At 69.8% G+C, this 16,638-nt stretch carries 15 protein-coding genes and 3 tRNA genes; 12 read left to right on the forward strand and 6 right to left on the reverse strand.

The annotated features are described in order from the left end of the window. Positions 1-2: 2 nt before the first annotated feature. On the forward strand, positions 3-299 hold the full coding sequence (locus tag ACTHL4_RS03505; protein WP_440281366.1) for a GroES family chaperonin: 297 nt from the start codon (positions 3-5) through the stop codon (positions 297-299). Here the strand turns inward: ACTHL4_RS03505 and ACTHL4_RS03510 are convergent, their stop codons facing one another. The 3 genes from ACTHL4_RS03510 to ACTHL4_RS03520 form a co-directional block, all read right to left on the reverse strand. Then, positions 300-1,493: a glycine C-acetyltransferase gene (locus ACTHL4_RS03510; RefSeq protein WP_440281350.1), complete on the reverse strand. Its 1,194-nt coding sequence runs from the start codon at positions 1,491-1,493 to the stop codon at positions 300-302. Positions 1,494-1,496: 3 nt separating this feature from the next. Further along, complete coding sequence (gene tdh / locus ACTHL4_RS03515) at positions 1,497-2,534, reverse strand: L-threonine 3-dehydrogenase (RefSeq protein WP_440281351.1); 1,038 nt, start codon at positions 2,532-2,534, stop codon at positions 1,497-1,499. Positions 2,535-2,641: 107 nt separating this feature from the next. Continuing rightward, positions 2,642-2,717 (reverse strand) — tRNA-Lys (locus ACTHL4_RS03520). Positions 2,718-2,893: 176 nt separating this feature from the next. Here ACTHL4_RS03520 and ACTHL4_RS03525 point away from each other — a divergent pair. The 4 genes from ACTHL4_RS03525 to ACTHL4_RS03540 all read left to right on the forward strand — a co-directional run bounded on the left by ACTHL4_RS03525 (position 2,894) and on the right by ACTHL4_RS03540 (position 7,031). Continuing rightward, positions 2,894-4,609, forward strand: a complete 1,716-nt coding sequence (locus tag ACTHL4_RS03525; protein WP_440281352.1) for a YihY/virulence factor BrkB family protein — start codon at positions 2,894-2,896, stop codon at positions 4,607-4,609. 138 nt (positions 4,610-4,747) lie between these two features. After that, positions 4,748-4,936: a hypothetical protein gene (locus tag ACTHL4_RS03530; RefSeq protein WP_440281353.1), complete on the forward strand. Its 189-nt coding sequence runs from the start codon at positions 4,748-4,750 to the stop codon at positions 4,934-4,936. Then, entirely contained in the window at positions 4,933-6,138 is a 1,206-nt protein-coding gene (locus ACTHL4_RS03535; RefSeq protein ID WP_440281354.1) for a cupin domain-containing protein, read from the forward strand. Before ACTHL4_RS03530 ends, ACTHL4_RS03535 begins: the two co-directional genes overlap by 4 nt. After that, complete coding sequence (locus tag ACTHL4_RS03540; protein ID WP_440281355.1) at positions 6,135-7,031, forward strand: sucrase ferredoxin; 897 nt, start codon at positions 6,135-6,137, stop codon at positions 7,029-7,031. Before ACTHL4_RS03535 ends, ACTHL4_RS03540 begins: the two co-directional genes overlap by 4 nt. A gap of 79 nt (positions 7,032-7,110) precedes the next feature. Here ACTHL4_RS03540 and ACTHL4_RS03545 read toward each other — a convergent pair. Both ACTHL4_RS03545 and orn read right to left on the reverse strand, forming a co-directional pair. Beyond that, positions 7,111-7,188 (reverse strand) — tRNA-His (locus ACTHL4_RS03545). Positions 7,189-7,252: 64 nt separating this feature from the next. After that, positions 7,253-7,900, reverse strand: coding sequence for an oligoribonuclease (gene orn / locus ACTHL4_RS03550; protein WP_440281356.1), 648 nt, complete (start codon positions 7,898-7,900; stop codon positions 7,253-7,255). Positions 7,901-7,938: 38 nt separating this feature from the next. Here orn and ACTHL4_RS03555 point away from each other — a divergent pair, with 38 nt between their 5' ends. Together ACTHL4_RS03555 and ACTHL4_RS03560 are read left to right on the forward strand one after the other, a co-directional pair. Next, positions 7,939-9,093, forward strand: coding sequence for a PrsW family intramembrane metalloprotease (locus ACTHL4_RS03555; RefSeq protein WP_440281357.1), 1,155 nt, complete (start codon positions 7,939-7,941; stop codon positions 9,091-9,093). Between the two features lie 22 nt (positions 9,094-9,115). Then, positions 9,116-9,787 carry a phosphoribosyltransferase gene (locus ACTHL4_RS03560; protein WP_440281358.1) on the forward strand — a complete coding sequence of 224 codons (672 nt, stop codon included), beginning with the start codon at positions 9,116-9,118 and terminating at the stop codon, positions 9,785-9,787. Here the strand turns inward: ACTHL4_RS03560 and ACTHL4_RS03565 are convergent. Beyond that, positions 9,739-10,284 carry a group I intron-associated PD-(D/E)XK endonuclease gene (locus ACTHL4_RS03565; RefSeq protein ID WP_440281359.1) on the reverse strand — a complete coding sequence of 182 codons (546 nt, stop codon included), beginning with the start codon at positions 10,282-10,284 and terminating at the stop codon, positions 9,739-9,741. The genes ACTHL4_RS03560 and ACTHL4_RS03565 overlap by 49 nt on opposite strands. A 71-nt stretch (positions 10,285-10,355) precedes the next feature. Here ACTHL4_RS03565 and ACTHL4_RS03570 point away from each other — a divergent pair. The 5 genes from ACTHL4_RS03570 to ettA all read left to right on the forward strand — a co-directional run bounded on the left by ACTHL4_RS03570 (position 10,356) and on the right by ettA (position 16,477). Continuing rightward, positions 10,356-10,429 (forward strand) — tRNA-Arg (locus ACTHL4_RS03570). A 200-nt stretch (positions 10,430-10,629) separates the two neighbouring features. Next, positions 10,630-12,366, forward strand: coding sequence for an ABC transporter (locus tag ACTHL4_RS03575; RefSeq protein ID WP_440281360.1), 1,737 nt, complete (start codon positions 10,630-10,632; stop codon positions 12,364-12,366). Beyond that, positions 12,363-14,012 (forward strand): GTPase, encoded by a 1,650-nt coding sequence (locus ACTHL4_RS03580; RefSeq protein WP_440281361.1) that lies wholly within the window; start codon positions 12,363-12,365, stop codon positions 14,010-14,012. The genes ACTHL4_RS03575 and ACTHL4_RS03580 overlap by 4 nt, the downstream gene beginning before the upstream one ends. Before the next feature lie 159 nt (positions 14,013-14,171). Continuing rightward, positions 14,172-14,726, forward strand: a complete 555-nt coding sequence (locus tag ACTHL4_RS03585) for a single-stranded DNA-binding protein (RefSeq protein WP_440281362.1) — start codon at positions 14,172-14,174, stop codon at positions 14,724-14,726. A gap of 68 nt (positions 14,727-14,794) precedes the next feature. Then, positions 14,795-16,477, forward strand: coding sequence for an energy-dependent translational throttle protein EttA (gene ettA, locus ACTHL4_RS03590; RefSeq protein ID WP_440281363.1), 1,683 nt, complete (start codon positions 14,795-14,797; stop codon positions 16,475-16,477). Positions 16,478-16,638: the final 161 nt, after the last annotated feature.

Here is a 16,638-nt window from a genome sequence, read left to right on the forward strand (position 1 = left end):
AGATGCTGCACGACCGGGTGCTGGTGTCCGCCGACGGCGACGGCGGCGAACGCAAGTCCGGCGGCGGCATCGTCATACCCGCGACCGCCTCGGTGGGGAAGCGGCTCGCCTGGGCCGAGGTCGTCGCGGTCGGCCAGCACGTGCGGCAGGTCAAGATCGGCGACCGGGTGCTGTTCGACCCCGAAGACCGGGCCGAGGTCGAGCTGCAGAGCCGCACCTACCTGCTGCTGCGGGAGCGTGATCTGCACGCCGTCGCCGCGCAGCGCGTCGAGACCGGCAGCACCGGGCTCTACTTGTAGTCAGCCGAGTACCTCGGCGCGGCCTTCCTCGAACGCTCGCACGCAGGCCCGCACGTCGTCCTCGCTGTGCGCCGCGGACAGCTGCACACGGATGCGCGCCCTGCCCTGCGGCACCACCGGGTAGGAGAACGCGATCACGTAGACGCCGCGGCGGAGCATGGCATCGGCGATCTGCGCCGCCTGCCGGGCACCGTCCTCGCCGGGGAACATGATTGGGGTGATCGGGTGACTGCCGGGCAACACCTCGAAGCCGGCCTCCGTCATCATGGTCCGGAAGAGCACCGTATTGGCGTTCAGCTTCTCGCGCTGCGCGCGCGAGTTGCCAGCGATCTCAAGGGCCTTCATCGAACCAGCGACAACCGACGGGGCGACCGCGTTGGAGAACAGATAGGGCCGTGACCGCTGCCGCAGCAGGTCGACGATCTCCTGGTGCGCCGCGACGTAGCCGCCGGAGGCGCCGCCGAGCGCTTTGCCGAGCGTGCCGGTCACGATGTCGACCCGGTCGATGACGCCGCAGTGCTCGGGTGTCCCGCGGCCGTCCTCGCCGACGAAGCCGACGGCGTGCGAGTCGTCCACCATCACCAGCGCGCCGAACTCCTCGGCCAGATCACAGATCTCGGCCAGCGGCGCGTAGTAGCCGTCCATCGAGAAGACGCCGTCGGTGACGATCACCGTATGGCGCGCGCCCGCGGCCTGCGCTGCCTCCAGCTGCGCGCGCAGATCGGTCATGTCGGCGTTGTGGTAACGGAAGCGCTTGGCCTTGGACAGTCGTATGCCGTCGATCAGCGACGCATGGTTCAGTTCGTCCGAGATGATCGCGTCCTCTGCCCCGAAGAGCACCTCGAAGATGCCGCCGTTGGCGTCGAAGCAGGACGAGTAGAGGATCGCGTCGTCGGTGCCGACGAAGTGGGCGATCTGTCGCTCGAGGTCCCGGTGCTGGGTCTGCGTGCCGCAGATGAAGCGCACGCTCGCCATACCGAAACCCCACTGCTGCAGGGCATCCCGGGCCGCGGCCACGACGTCGGGGTGGTCGGCGAGGCCGAGGTAGTTGTTGGCGCAGAAGTTCAGTGCGTCGGTGCCGGCGGTCTGCACCTTCGCCGACTGCGGCGTGGACAGCTCGCGCTCGTGCTTGGTCAGTCCGGCGTCGTCGATCTCCTGCAGCGTCGCGACGAGCGCGTCCTTGTTGGCGTACATCTCCTAGCTCCAATCCATGACGACTTTGCCGCACTCGCCCGACCGGGCGGCGTTGAACGCGTCCTGCCACTGCTCGGCGGGGAAGCGGTGGGTGATGACCGAGTGCACGGCGTCGGCCAGCGCCGGCGAGGACTGCAGCATCGCACTCATGGCGTACCAGGTGTCGTACATCTCGCGGCCGTAGATGCCCTTGATGGTCAGCATGTGAGTGATCACCCTGCCCCAGTCGATGGCGAACGGGTCACCGGGCAGGCCGAGCATCGCGATGCGGCCACCGTGGTTCATGTTGTCGATGAGTTCGCTGACCGCGGAAGGGTTTCCGGACATCTCCAGGGCAATGTCGAAACCTTCGCGCATGCCCAGGTCGGCCTGCGCGTCGGCGATGCGTTCGCGGGCGACGTTGACCACCCGGTCGGCGCCGGCCGCCTTGGCCAGCTCGAGCCGGTAATCGCTGACATCGGTCACCACGACATACCGGGCACCGACGTGCTTGGCGATGGCTGCGCCCATGACGCCTATCGGCCCGGCTCCGGTGACCAGCACGTCCTCGCCGGCGATCGGGAAGGACAGCGCGGTGTGGGTGGCGTTGCCGAACGGGTCGAAGATCGCACCGACGTCGGGATCCAGGTCGGCCGGCTGCACCCACACGTTGGAGGCCGGTATGACGACGTAGTCGGCGAAGGCGCCGTTGCGGTTGACACCCACCGAGCTGGTGCGGATGCACAGCTGGCGGCGGCCGGCCCGGCAGTTGCGGCACTCGTTGCACACGACGTGCCCCTCGCCGGAGACCCGCTGGCCGACCTCCACGCTGGTGACCCCGGGGCCGACGTCGACGACCTCACCGAAGAACTCGTGTCCGATGATCAACGGTGGCTCGACGGTGGCCGCGGCCCAGTCGTCCCAGCCTTCCAGGTGCAGGTCGGTGCCGCACAGGCCCGCCCGCCATACCTTGATCTTGACCTCGCCGGGGCCGGCGGTCGGCTCCGGTGCGTCGATCAACTCCAAGCCCGGTCGGGCTCCTGTCTTCGCAAGTGCACGCACGCCGGACAGTCTGCTACGCGGCCCCGTCCAGCATGTGAGCGGGGTAACAGGGTGTCGGGTCGGCGGACAACGAAACACTCCGGACCGCAAGGCGATCCGGAGTGTGCTGGTGCGCCATCAGGGACTCGAACCCCGAACCCGCTGATTAAGAGTCAGCTGCTCTGCCAATTGAGCTAATGGCGCCCGGTGTCACCGGGCATGAGCGCCTCGGTGCGTGGAAAAACATAGCAGGGACGACCGGCAGAAATGAAATCGAGGGTTGCAGCCGCTAGGTTGCCAAGTCGATCCAGTTGTCGACGCTGTCTGCCGATGCATATTCGTCGATGCACGTCTCTGGCCCCGACCGAAGGACTCCACGGATGTCACTGCTGCTGTTGGAAGACGAAGAAGTCGAGCGTCCGAAGGACATACCGGACGTCACCGCGAAGGCGGACTGGAAGATCGCGCTGAAACGCGCGGTCAGCAAGTTCGGCATGGACGGATGCACCGATCTGGCCGCGGCGCTGACCTACCGGTCGATGCAGTCGCTGTTCCCCGGGATCATCGCGGTCCTGTCGCTGCTGAATCTCTTCGGCAACGGGAAGGAGACGGCCGACAACGTCGTCGACAAGCTGGCCGCCATCGTCGGCAAGTCGCCGCACGACAAGTCGCTCGGCACGATCAAGACCTTCATCGAGCACATCACGACCCAGGGCGGCGGCGCGATCGCGTTCGTCATCGGCGTGCTGCTCGCCCTGAACTCCGCATCGGGTTACGTGCAGGCGTTCAGCAAGGCCGCCAACAAGATGTATGACGTCCGCGAGGGCCGCTCGACGATCAGGCTCAAGGCGTCCCTGCTGCTGGTCACCGCCATCGAGGTGGTGTTGATCCTCGTGGTGATCTTCGCCATCGTCACGACGGGCTCGGTCGCCCAGCAGGTGGGCGACGCCGTCGGGCTCGGCCAGACCGCGGTCACCGTGTGGGACTGGGCTAAATGGCCGTTCGTGATCTTCATCGTCGTGCTGATCATCGGCATGCTCTTCTGGGCAGCGCCCAACGTGCAGAAGACCAAGAAGGACCTCTTCACCTGGGGTGCGCTCATCGGCTTCGTCGTCTGGCTGTTGGCATCGATCGCGCTGGGTGTTTACATCACTCTCAGCCACGGTGCCAGCTACCAGAAGACCTACGGCATCTTCGCCAACGCGATCATCTTCCTGTTGTGGCTGTGGATCACCAACCTCGCGGTGCTGTTCGGTGCGGAGGTCGACGCCGAACTGTTGCGCACCCGCCAGCTCAAGTCCGGTCTGCCGGCGGAGGACATCATCCTGTTGCCGCCCAAGGACGACTCGCAGTTCGCCAAGCTCGACCTCAAGCTCGCCAAGCAGTACGACGCAGCGCACGAACTGCGGCTGGAGTCGATGCGCGAGGCGGCCGACGACCCCTACCTCTACGGTCGCGCCGCGCTGGCCGCCGGGCGCGCGGCCCAGCTGGTGGGGGAGGCCAGCACGTCACAGCGATCGGGTAGTACTGGACTGGTGGGGCCGCGTGATGCGACGGTGCCACGCGACGAGATCACCAGCGATGAAGAGGTGGGTGCGATGGCCGTGGACGCCGAGGAACAGGCCGCCATCGAGGAGGCGCGCTTGCGGCGCCGCGATACGTGGCTGCTGAAGTCGCAGAAGGCGCGCCGGGTGCGCGACCGACTCGACCGGCAACGGGCCAAGGCAGCGCGCCGCGCGGCGCAGCGCGAGGCCGAGGCCGCCCGGGAGATCAAGATCAAGGAGTCCTACGTCACCCGCGAGCAGCGGTGGGCGTCGGTGGCGAAGGTGCGTGCGAAGTTCGCGCCGCCCGAGACGCCGCAGCGGGACGAGGTTCTCGCCGAGCGTCAGGCGCGGCGCGCGGCATACGAGGCGGAGCTGGCCGACAAGCACGCCGAGGCGGTCCGGTCGCCCCGATCGACCGACCGACCCGCGCCCAAGCATCACCGCAGCGCCACGTCACCCGGACCGTCGGCGCTGCGCACCGAGATCGAGCAGGATCAGCAGGATCGGCGCGATCGGTGGTTCACGCTGCATCCGAGACGACGCGCACAGTGAATCGGCCCTCCGCAGCCCTTTTTGACTCCGGGTCAGTTGGGGTAGACAGGAGGTGGCGGTGTCGGCCTGACGCCGTCGCGAGCCGGTGCTCGCACGCACACGGCCCCTGCGCGGGCCGCGAGATTCGCAGGAGGATGCATGACTGATTCCACGCAGGATCCGTTCCAGGAGGGCCCCGCCGACGGTGGTGCCGACGGCCGACCGGGTGTGCAGGACGGCGGCGCTGACGGTGGTGCGGGCCAGGAGGGTCCGGCCGACGGTGGCGCATCGGGCACCTCGGGTGTGCAGGACGGTGGCGCCGACGGCGGGGCGGGCAACGACAGTTGAGCACTGCCCGCCGCTATGACGACGACCCCGGCACCGGTCTCGGTGCCGGGGTCGCTCAAACCCGTTTGCTCGGCATACCGTTGCAGGAGTTCGCCGAGGAGCACTGGTCGCGCAAGGCGCTGCTGACCCGCGGCGCGAGCGACTTCGGCGACCTCTTCTCCACCGCTGCGGTGGACGAGCTGCTGTCCCGCCGCGGGCTGCGCACGCCGTTCCTCCGGCTCGCCAAGGACGGTGGCACGCTGCCCGAGCGCAGCTTCACGGCTCCGGCCGGTGTGGGCGCGACGATCGCGGACCAGGTCGACGACACCGCCGTATGGCGACAGTTCGCCGACGGAGCGACCATCGTGCTGCAGGCGCTGCAGCGCACCTGGGGACCGATCGGCGACTTCACCCGCCGGTTGGCGACCGAGCTGGGCCACCCGGTGCAGGCCAACGCCTACATCACGCCGCGGCAGAACCGCGGTTTCGACGACCACTACGACGTCCACGACGTCTTCGTGCTGCAGATCGAGGGCAGCAAGCGCTGGATCATCCACGAGCCGGTGCACCCGGCCCCACTGCGGGACCAGCCCTGGACCGACCGCCGCGCCGAGGTAGCCGAAGCGGCGCGCCGCGAGCCGATCATCGACACGGTGTTGCAGCCCGGCGACTGCCTCTACCTGCCGCGCGGCTGGCTGCACGCCGCCGAGGCGCAGGACCAGGTCTCCGTCCACCTCACCCTCGGGGTGCACGTGTGGACCCGATACGCCGTCGCCGAGCAACTGATGCAGGACGCGCTCGCCCGGCTGCGCGACGACCCGGACGCTCGCCAATCCCTACCGCTGGGTGTCGACGGCCCGGACGACGTGGTGGCGGCGGTGCGCACACAACTCCTGGCCGCACTCGACGAAGCCGACCCGCGCCCGGCCTTCCGGCGTGCCCGCCAAGGGCAGGGACGGCCGGCGCCACTGGGGCCGCTGGCCCAGCAGGCCGCGATCGACTCGCTGGACGAGCGGTCGACGATCCGGTTACGGGCCGGACTGGCCACCGCACTCGACGGCACCCGACTGCACACCCGCGTGGGATGGCTGGACCTGGACGAAGCCGAGCTGGCGGCCGTCCGCACCCTGCTCGACGGGCAGCCGCGGACCGCATCGGAGGTCGGTCTCGGCCTGGCGCAGCGGCTGCTGCGCGCCGGGGTGGCGCTGCCGACGCAGCCGTGAGCCGCCCGGCGGCGTTCCGTTGCGCGACCGCCGCTCGAGACCGGCACGACGACCCGGCCGGCACCGCGGCACGGGCACACGGCTGGGTGCTGGTCGAGCACCCGGGACCGTGGCCCTTCGGCGGCTTCGCCGAACTCCCGCTGCCCGGCGACGTGATCGGCGAGGTCCGGCAGGCGGCGCTGGCCGCCGGCCTGCGCATCCTGCTCATCCGCCGGCACGGACGCCGCCCGCGCCCGCCTGAGTTCGCCTGGGCCGTCCTGCGGTATGACGCTGACGGCCGCCACCGACAGCAGTGGGGCAGCTGGTCCGACCCGTCAGGTCTGCGCGGCATCGTCGCGGCCATCGATCGCGCCGGCACGGTCGGGCTGCCGCCGGTCTACCTGGTGTGCACGCACGGCATCCACGACGCCTGCTGCGCGATCCGCGGCCGGCCCGTGGCCACCGCCCTGGCTGCCGAATGGCCCGACCACACCTGGGAGTGCAGCCACGTCGGCGGGGACCGTTACGCGGGCAACCTGCTGGTCGCGCCGGACGGCATCTACTTCGGTGAGGTCACCGCGACCACGGCGCCGGCCGCCGTCCGCCAGCTGCGCGACGGCCTGGTCGCGGCCGACCATCTCCGCGGCTATTGCGACCTGTCCGCGCCCGCGCAGTACGCCGTCGTCGTGGTGCTGCGGCGCTGGGGCCCGGCCGGCAGACACGCCATACAGGTGACGTCGGCGCGGCGTGACCGGGACCGATGGACCGTCACGCTGGAGTGCGCGGCGCCGTTACCGGCCCGGGTGACGGCCGTGGTGCGTTCCTTCGCGCAGCCTGCCGCCCGCCTGACCTGCCTGGCGCCGACCGAGACCCGGGGCGTCGCGTGGGAGACGGTGTCCCTGACGTCTCACTGACCAGCCGACCGGGCCGTCGGCGATCACCGGTCCGGAACAGGCAAGGACCCCGGCCTGCACAGGCCGGGGTCCTTGCGGATGGGGGTGAGTGACGGGACTTGAACCCGCGACATTCGCGACCACAACGCGACGCTCTACCAGCTGAGCTACACCCACCATGACCGCCTCTCGGAGGCAGCGCGGACTATCGTACCTGCTCCCCGGGAGTGGTCGTGACAGGGTCAGTCACCGGCGCGGTACTTCGCCGCGATCGCCTTGGCCGTGTCACTGTCCGGGCCGGGCTGCGGCACGAAGACGGCCTCCCGGTAGTAGCGCAGTTCCTCGATCGACTCGCGGATGTCGGCGAGCGCCCGGTGGCCGCCGGACTTGGCCGGCGCGTTGAAGTAGGCGCGCGGGTACCACCGCCGCGACAGCTCCTTGATCGAGGACACGTCGATGATCCGGTAGTGCAGGTGCGACTCCAGCTGCGGCATGTCCCGGGCGAGGAAGCCGCGGTCGGTGCTGACGGTGTTGCCGCCGAGCGGCCACTTGGCCTCCTCAGCGGCGAACTGCCGCACGTAGTCCAGCACCTGTTGCTCGGCCTCGGCCATCGATACCCCGCCGGCCAGCTCCTCGAGCAGACCGCTCCTGGTGTGCATCTCCCGGACGAAGTCGTTCATCTGCTCCAGCGCCGCCTGCGGCGGTTTGATGATGACGTCCACCCCGTCGCCGAGCTGGTTCAGCTCGAAGTCGGTGACCAACGCGGCGACCTCGATCAACGCGTCGTCGGTCAGGCTCAATCCGGTCATCTCGCAGTCGATCCAGACGATCCGGTCGGTGCGTGCCTTGTCTTCGCTCACCCGCTCACTGTAGGGATCGACAGCGGGCATCGGTGGGCGAGGCCGCGCTGTCGGCATACAGTGCCCCCGTGCTGCCCGCTCCTCGCCCCGATCGGCGTCCCGCGCTGCGTCGGTGGCTGATCGTCGCCCTGATCGCGATCTGCTTCGTGCTCGGCGGCCTGGGGATGCTGGTGCTGATCGACGACCAGTCGGGTGTGGTCGCAACAGGCGTCGGGCTGGTGCTGTCGCTGGTCGTGCTCGGTGTGGTCGTCCCGGTCTTCCTGTGGCTGGACCGCTTCGAACGGGAGCCGGCCGGAATGCTGGTCTTCGCGGTGCTGTGGGGCGCGTGCATCGCGACCTTCAGCGCGGCCGTGCTCAACAACGTCGGCTCGATGCTCATCGACCCGGTGAGCAGCACCCATCCGCCGGCCGCGGTGTGGGTGGCACCGGTCGTCGAGGAGTCGATGAAGGGCCTCGGACCGTTGGTGTTGCTGCTGTTCCGCCCGCGGGAGATCGACGGTGTCGTCGACGGCATCGTGTATGCCGGCCTCACCGCGGCCGGCTTCGCGGCGGTCGAGGACGTGGTCTACCTCGCTTCCGGCTATGCGCATTCGGGTGACCAGGGGTTGCTGGCGACGTTCGTGGTGCGGGTGGTGATGAGCCCGTTCGCCCACCCGATGTTCACCGTGTGCACCGGCATCGGGATCGGCATCGCCGCCACGACGCCGCACCGGCGGCTGCGGGTTGCCGCGCCCGTGGCCGGATGGTGTTGCGCGGTGACCCTGCACGGGGTGTGGAACCTCGGCGCCGTGCTGTCCCAGCACGGCTGGTTGGTCTTCTACCTGTTGCTGCAGCTGCCGCTCTTCGTCGCGTTCGTGACGCTCATCGTGCTGGCGCGCAAGCACGAGGCCACGCTGATCCGCCGTGAACTCGGTGTGTATGTCGATGCCGGGCGGCTCTCGATGCCGGAAGTCGTCATGTTGTCCTCGATCAAGGAACGCCGCTATGCGCTCGCCTGGGCCGACCGTCACGGTGGGCGGCAAGCGCGCCGGGAGATGCACCAACTCCAGGACGTCGCGAGCGAACTGGCGATGGTCCGCGCCCGGATCGACCGCGGCGACTCCAGCGCAGCGGTCGCCGAGTCCGAAGGGCACCTGCTGGAACTCGTGGATCTGCTGCGGGTGCGCTTCCTGGACACCGCGCTCTACCGTTATTACGAGGACCGGGGATTGACGGTCTCGTGACGTCTCGCGGCAGGAGTGGTCCGTGGCCGGCTGGAGCAGGCACCCGCACCCGCCGTATGCCGACCGGGTGGCGGCCGGGACGGATCTCGCCGGCCGGCTGACCGCGTATGCCGGCCGTCCGGACGTCGTCGTCCTGGGGCTGCCGCGTGGTGGGGTGCCGGTCGCAGCCGTCGTCGCCGAACGGTTGGGCGCAGCGCTGGACGTGCTGGTGGTCCGCAAGCTCGGGTTGCCCCGCCGCCCGGAGGTGGCGATGGGCGCCATCGCCGGTGCTGGTGCAGGCGTCGAGACCGTCCGCAACACGGCGGTGATCCGGCGGGCCGGCGTGGCGGACGTGGAGTTCGCTGCCGTACACGACGCCGAGACGGCGGAGCTGCGCCGCCGGGAGCAGGCGTATCGGGGGAGTCGCTCTGCGGTGGCGGTGGCCGGCCGCACCGTGGTCCTGGTCGACGACGGCTTCGCGACCGGCGCCACCATGCGGGTGGCGGCTCGCGTCATACAGCGGCAGGGGCCGGCGCGGCTGGTCCTCGCCGCTCCGGTCGGTCCGCCGGAGGTATGCGCCGCACTGGCGACGGAGGCCGACGAGGTGATCTGTCCCCGGCAGCCGCGCGACTTCACCGCTGTCGGAGCGGCATACATCGCCTTCGATCAGACCTCGAACGTGGAGGTGCGGCGGCTGCTCGCGGAAGGCTGCTGACTGGTCGAGTGGGTGATCGGTTCGTTGTCAACGCCACTCGCCACTATCGGCGACGGACGATTGGCCTCGGGTACAGCTGGGTCTGGTACTCCGAAGTGGCGAAAGCGTGCGGCTTCGAGGACGCGCTTACGCTGTGCGTTTCGACTCGGAACCACGCGCAGCGTAACCGATTGCTGATGATCGTCCGGACGGATGTAGTAACACTCGTCGGTTTCGGGACAGTAAATGCAGACGTAGTCGATCTCTGACTTGTAGATTCGTTTCGTGTGGGTGCCATGCCGATCGGCCCACACGGAGCGGAAGTTGACCGAGATGGCGCCAGCGCGTGACGATCGGTATTTGACTTGGACACGATGAAACTCCCCATGCCGGTACGCCACCAGATCGAACGGGGCGTGCTCAGTGGCGGGGAACAAGACAGTGAAGCCGGACGCAACGAGGTCGGCGTGGGCCTTTGCAGTACCCAAGTCGCCCTTGTCCTTTGTGTGGTGCGCCATGTGGCAACGGTAGGTGCGAGGACAGACAGCCGGGCGTCGATCAACCCTATTCCGGTAATCTGCGGACCCTTGCCCCCGTAGCTCAGTTGGATAGAGCAAGTCACTTCTAATGTCTAGGTCGCAGGTTCGAGTCCTGCCGGGGGTGCAAACAGCAGCTTGCTGCTGGTTCGCGGCCGCGGCAGAAGTAACAGGCGGCTCGGGCGATCGAGGTACGAGGTCGGGCGAGCCGCCGACGGGGGTGCACTCATCAGCTTGCTGCTGGTTTGCGGCCGCGGCAGAGCAGTGATCCGGCGCACCGCGGCGGGCCAAGTTGAGTCGCGGACACGGCCACGAAATTATGTGGACGTGTCGGACGACGTCGATGGTGCTCGATTGCTGGCCGCGTTGCAGTCGCTGCGGCGCGGGGTCGATGCGACGGCATACCCCTTGCAACTGACCGGCGTCGATCAGGTCCGTCGGGAGCGGGCGGAGTTGCTCGCTCAGCTGGACGACTACATCCTGCCGCGCGCGTCGGCGCTGGACGCACCGCTGCTGGCGGTCGTCGGTGGGTCGACCGGCGCGGGCAAGTCCACGCTGGTCAACTCGCTGGTCGGCGAGGTCGTCACCAGGAGCGGCGTGCTGCGGCCCACGACGCGGGCGTCCACGCTGATCCACCACCCGGCCGACGCCCGGTGGTTCACCGGGCCGCGGGTACTGCCCGGGCTGGCCCGGCTGACGGGTGAGCAGCCGGAGGACAGCGATCCGGGCACGCTGCGCCTGGTCGCCGGTGACGTGCCCCAGGGGCTGGCTCTGCTGGACGCACCCGACATCGACTCGGTCGTCTCCGCCAACCGCGACCTCGCCCGGCAATTGCTGTCGGCAGCCGACCTGTGGATCTTCGTGACCACGGCGATGCGGTATGCCGACGCCGTGCCGTGGGACCTCCTGCACCAGGCGATCCGGCGCGGCACGTCGGTCGCGGTGGTGCTGGACCGGGTGCCGCTGGACGCGATGGAGGAGGTGCGCGCCGACTTCGCCACCATGCTGATGGAGCAGGGTCTGGGCCAGTCGCCGGTCTTCGCGATCGCCGAGTCCGAGCTCGGGCCGGACGGCCTGTTGCCTGCCGTGGAGGTGGAGCGCATCAACGGCTGGCTGGCGTCGCTGGCGGCCGATCAGCACGCGCGCAGCATCGTGATCCGCCGCACCCTGCAGGGTGCGCTCGAGTCGCTCGACAGCCGCGCCGCCGACCTGGTCGCGGCGCTCGGTGCCCAGGACGACGCGCGCGACGAGCTGCACACCATCGCCCGGGACGGGTATGCCGCCGCCCTGGCGGGCGTTGCCGAGGGTATGGCGGACGGCACGCTGCTGCGCGGTGAGGTGCTGGCCCGGTGGCAGGAGTTCGTCGGCACCGGTGAGGTGTTCCGGCAGCTCGAAGCGGGTGTCAGCCGGCTGCGCGACCGAGTGGGTTCGGTGTTGCGCGCTCGCACGCGGCAGCCCGCCGACGACCTCGGTGCGGCCCTGCAGACCGGGGTGGCCGCGCTGTTGCAGGCGCACGGCGAGAGCGCCGCGATCACCGTGGCGCGGCAGTGGCGCCATACACCCGGGGGAGCGGAGCTGGTGCAGGCACATCCCGAGTTGTCTTCGGTCCCAACGGGTTTCGCCGCCGATACGGAGAAGCTGGTGCGGGCCTGGCAGGACGACGTGTTGGCGATGGTGCGCGAGGAAGCCGGTGGCAAGCGCACCACGGCGCGATTCCTGGCCTTCGGCGTCAACGGGATCGCCGTGTTGCTGATGCTGGTGGTCTTCTCGGCGACTGCCGGATTGACCGGTGCGGAGGTCGGCATCGCCGGCGGCTCGGCGGTGCTGGCGCAGCGGCTGCTGGAGGCGGTCTTCGGCGACCAGGCGGTGCGCACCCTCGCGCGCAAGGCACGCACCCGGCTGCTGGCTCGCGCCGAGGAACTGTATGACGGCCAGCGCGACCGCTTCGACGACGTGCTGACCGAGATCGCGCCGAGCTGCGCATCGGCCGGCGAGCTGCGCGCGGCCATGGACGAGGTCCGGGCGGCGGACGGCCGCCCTGTTCACCAGAAGTCGGATCGATGATGAGGAGCGAGTCGTTGCGCGGGGCGACCATGCCACCGAAGGTCAGCTGGGCGGATGTCACCGCACGCGCGGACTCCCTCCACGAGGCGTTGACCGTCGGTGGCGTCCACCTGCCGGCCACCGATGTCACCGCGGCACGGCAGGTGCTGGACAAGATCCCGGCGCGACGCGCCATGGTGGGCGGGCGCACCGTCGTGGTGCTCGCCGGGGCCACCGGCAGCGGCAAGTCCAGCTTGTTCAACGCGTTGGTCGCGGAGCCGGTGTCGCGGATCGGCGCACGCCGGCCGACGACCGCGGTGCCGACGGCGGCCATGTGGGGCGACGAACCCAGCGGCGACCTGCTCGACTGGCTGGGTGTCGGCACCCGCCATCAGGTGCCGCGCACGACGCGGCGCGCGGAGCTGCTCAACGGGCTGGTGCTGCTCGACCTGCCCGACTTCGACTCCCGGGTCGCGCAGCACCGCGCGGAGGCCGACCGGGTCATCGAGCTGGCCGACGTCTTCGTGTGGGTCACCGACCCGCAGAAGTATGCCGACGCGGTGTTGCACGACGACTACGTCAAGCGGTTGTCGGGCCACGACGCGGTGTCGCTGGTGGTGCTCAACCAGGTCGACCGGCTCGATCGGGCGCAGATCTCGCAGTGCATCGACGACCTGCACCGGCTGCTGGCCGCCGACGGTCTGGCCGACGTGCCGATCCTGCCGACGTCCGCCGTCCGGGGCTACGGCGTCGACGATCTGGCGGGCACGATCGGGTCGGTGGTGGCCGAGCGCAACGCGGCCGAACAACGGCTCCTGGCCGATGTGCGGGCGGCGGCCACGGCGTTGCGTCACGGCGTCGCGCCGTCCGAGGCCGACCTCGATTCCCAGGACGACTCCGCACTGATCGACGCGTTGTGCCGCGCCGCCGGTGTGCCGGCGGTGGTGGACGCCGTACGCCGTGACTACCGCCGCCAGGCCGAGCATCACGGTGGCTGGCCGTTCACCCGGTGGGTGCATCGGCTGCGCCCCGAGCCGCTGCGGCGGCTGCGCCTCGACGAGGCACACACCCTGAACCGCTCGGGCGCCAAGCTGGCGCTCGGCCGCTCGTCGCTGCCCCCGCCCGGTCCGGCCGCGCGTGCCGCGGTCGACGTGGCGACCCGCCAACTGGGCCGGCGCGCTGCCGAGGGTCTGCCCGCTGCGTGGGCGGAGGCCGCGCAGGAGGCCGCGACGCCCGGGGACGAGCACCTGCACGACGCGCTGGACCAGGCCGTCATCGGCACCGAGCTGCACGACAAGCCGCCCGCCTGGTGGTCAGTGGCCTCCGCCCTGCAGTGGGTGTTCGCCGCGGTCGCCCTGATCGGCCTGGTCTGGCTCGGTCTGCTCGTCGTGCTCGGTATGACGCACGTCGACGCATCCGCGCCGCAATGGTGGGGACTGCCGATCCCGCTGCTGATGCTCGTCTTCGGCGTCCTCGCCGGCGTGCTGCTGGCGTTGATCTCCCGGTGGGCGGCGACCCGGGGAGCCGAACGCCGCGCGGATCGGGTGCGATCACGGCTGCGCGCGGCGATCGCCGGCGTGGGCGCAGAGCAGATCATCGAGCCGGTCGCGCAGGTGCTTCGATGCCATCGGCGGACCCGCGAGGCGCTGGACGCCGCGGTCCGCTGAGCGCTGTCCACATCCCGGCGGCAACCCACGCCTCGTCCACAGCGGTCCGCGGGCGGTCTTCCTGCCGACGCGTCGCGAGCCCACTCTGAAGGTCCACATCGACGCACGCGCAGGGCGTGCATCGGCAGACCGGGCGAGCACGCCGGACAGGGGTTCGACATGAACGAGACAAAGGTGACCATCTGCGGCAACGTGGTGGCCGATCCGGACCGGATCACCAGTGGCAAGGGCGACTTCACGACCTTCCGGGTCGCGGTCAACGAGTTCTACCGCGACCAGGCCGGCAACGGTTATGTCGACGGCCGCAGCTCCTTCTACAAGGTCGTGGCGTTCCGCGCGGTCGGGTCCAACGTGCAGCAGTCGCTGAAGAAGGGGATGCCCGTGCTCGTCCACGGCATCTTGCGGATGAGCCAGTGGCAGACGTCCACCGGTGAAAACCGCTCCGCCCCGGAGATCGAGGCGATCAACGTCGGGCCCGACCTGCGCTTCGGCATCTCGACCTATCAGAAGGTGCCCGGCCAGCACCAGCGGTCCGGCTTCGCCGCGACCGCGGGCAGCGGGGAGCGGCCCAGCTGGCGCACGGACGACGCGGTGGCGATGACCGACCCGTGGGGTGGCGCAGCCAGCGACGTGGTCGACGCCGGTGACCCGGCGGACGGCGACGACCTGCCGGCCGCCTCGACCGGGCCGCTGGTGGAGCAGCATGCGAGCTGACTGACGGACCGGCACGCTCCGGCACGACGATTTCGGTGGCGCGGCCTTGCCCCGATAGCCTGACCCGCATGCCCGAGTTCATCTACACCATGACCAAGGCGCGCAAGGCTGTCGGGGACAAATTGATCCTCGATGACGTCAGCATGTCCTTCTACCCCGGCGCGAAGATCGGCGTCGTGGGGCCCAACGGTGCCGGTAAGTCCACGATCCTGAAGATCATGGCCGGCCTCGACCAGCCCTCCAACGGCGAGGCCCGCCTGTCGCCCGGCTTCAGCGTCGGGATCCTGTTGCAGGAGCCGCCGCTGAACGAGGAGAAGGACGTGCGCGGCAACGTCGAGGAGGGCCTCGGGCAGATCAAGGCCGACCTCGACCGGTTCAACGAGATCTCCGAGGAGATGTCCCAGCCGGACGCCGATTTCGACGCCCTGATGGGCGAGATGGGCAAGCTCCAGGAGAAGATCGACGCCGCTGACGCGTGGGATCTGGACTCCCAGCTGGAGCAGGCGATGGACGCGCTGCAGTGCCCGCCTGGAGACGCCGACGTCACCGTGCTCTCCGGCGGTGAGCGCCGCCGGGTCGCGCTGTGCAAGCTGCTGCTGTCCAAGCCCGACCTGTTGCTGCTGGACGAGCCCACCAACCATCTCGACGCCGAGTCGGTCAACTGGCTCGAGCAGCACCTGGCGTCATACCCCGGCGCCGTCCTGGCGGTCACCCACGACCGCTACTTCCTCGACCACGTCGCGGGGTGGATCTGTGAGGTCGACCGCGGCCGGCTCTACCCCTACGAGGGCAACTACTCCACCTACCTGGAGAAGAAGCAGGAGCGCCTGCAGGTCCAGGGCAAGAAGGACGCCAAGCTGGCCAAGCGGCTGAAGTCCGAGCTGGAGTGGGTCCGGTCCAACGCCAAGGCCCGCCAGACCAAGAGCAAGTCGCGTCTGGCGCGCTACGAGGAGATGGCGGCCGAGGCGGAGCGCACCCGGAAGCTGGACTTCGAGGAGATCCAGATCCCGCCGGGCCCGCGCCTGGGTTCCCAGGTCATCGAGGTCAAGGACCTCCGGAAGGGCTTCGGCGACCGCGTGCTCATCGATGGCTTGTCGTTCACGTTGCCCCGCAACGGCATCGTCGGTGTCATCGGTCCCAACGGTGTCGGCAAGACCACGCTGTTCAAGACCATCGTGGGTCTGGAGGAGCCGGACGACGGTTCGGTCAAGGTCGGCGAGACCGTCGACATCTCGTATGTCGACCAGAGCCGCGCCGGCATCGACCCGGAGAAGACGCTGTGGGAGGTCGTGTCCGACGGGCTCGACCACATCCAGGTGGGCCAGGTCGAGATCCCGTCCCGCGCCTACGTCTCGCAGTTCGGCTTCAAGGGCCCGGACCAGCAGAAGAAGGCCGGCGTGCTCTCCGGTGGTGAGCGCAACCGCCTCAACCTGGCGCTCACCCTGAAGCAGGGCGGCAACCTGCTGCTGTTGGACGAGCCGACCAACGACCTCGACGTGGAGACCCTCGGCTCGCTGGAGAACGCCCTGCTCGACTTCCCGGGCTGCGCGGTCGTCATCAGCCACGACCGCTGGTTCCTGGACCGGGTCGCGACGCACATCCTGGCCTACGAGGGCACCGACGAGGACCCCTCGAACTGGTACTGGTTCGAGGGCAACTACGCGTCATACGAAGAGAACAAGGTGGAGCGCCTCGGCGCCGAGGCGGCTCGTCCGCATCGCGTCACCCACCGACGCCTGACCCGCGACTGAGCTGAGCCTCGGGTTCGATTCTCCGCACGACAGGCACGGGCCCGGGGGGGGGGGGGGGTGGGCGCGGCCGGCGGGGGGGGGGGGGGGGGGCGCCCGCGCGGCGGGGGGGGGGGGGGCCGCCCCCACCCCACAAGGGGGGGGGTGGGGGCGGGGACCGCACC

The sequence above is a fragment of the Flexivirga sp. genome (genome assembly GCF_051955415.1).
GTDB lineage: Bacteria > Actinomycetota > Actinomycetes > Actinomycetales > Dermatophilaceae > Flexivirga.

Excerpts from the sequence above, each read along its gene's own strand:
- ACTHL4_RS03505 (WP_440281366.1), top strand. The coding sequence starts at position 3 with ATGCTGCACGACCGGGTGCTGGTGTCCGCCGACGGCGACGGCGGCGAA.
- ACTHL4_RS03510 (WP_440281350.1), bottom strand. The coding sequence starts at position 1,493 with ATGTACGCCAACAAGGACGCGCTCGTCGCGACGCTGCAGGAGATCGAC.
- ACTHL4_RS03525 (WP_440281352.1), top strand. The coding sequence starts at position 2,894 with ATGTCACTGCTGCTGTTGGAAGACGAAGAAGTCGAGCGTCCGAAGGAC.
- ACTHL4_RS03530 (WP_440281353.1), top strand. The coding sequence starts at position 4,748 with ATGACTGATTCCACGCAGGATCCGTTCCAGGAGGGCCCCGCCGACGGT.
- orn (WP_440281356.1), bottom strand. The coding sequence starts at position 7,900 with ATGCCCGCTGTCGATCCCTACAGTGAGCGGGTGAGCGAAGACAAGGCA.
- ACTHL4_RS03565 (WP_440281359.1), bottom strand. The coding sequence starts at position 10,284 with ATGGCGCACCACACAAAGGACAAGGGCGACTTGGGTACTGCAAAGGCC.
- ACTHL4_RS03580 (WP_440281361.1), top strand. The coding sequence starts at position 12,363 with ATGATGAGGAGCGAGTCGTTGCGCGGGGCGACCATGCCACCGAAGGTC.
- ACTHL4_RS03585 (WP_440281362.1), top strand. The coding sequence starts at position 14,172 with ATGAACGAGACAAAGGTGACCATCTGCGGCAACGTGGTGGCCGATCCG.
- ettA (WP_440281363.1), top strand. The coding sequence starts at position 14,795 with ATGCCCGAGTTCATCTACACCATGACCAAGGCGCGCAAGGCTGTCGGG.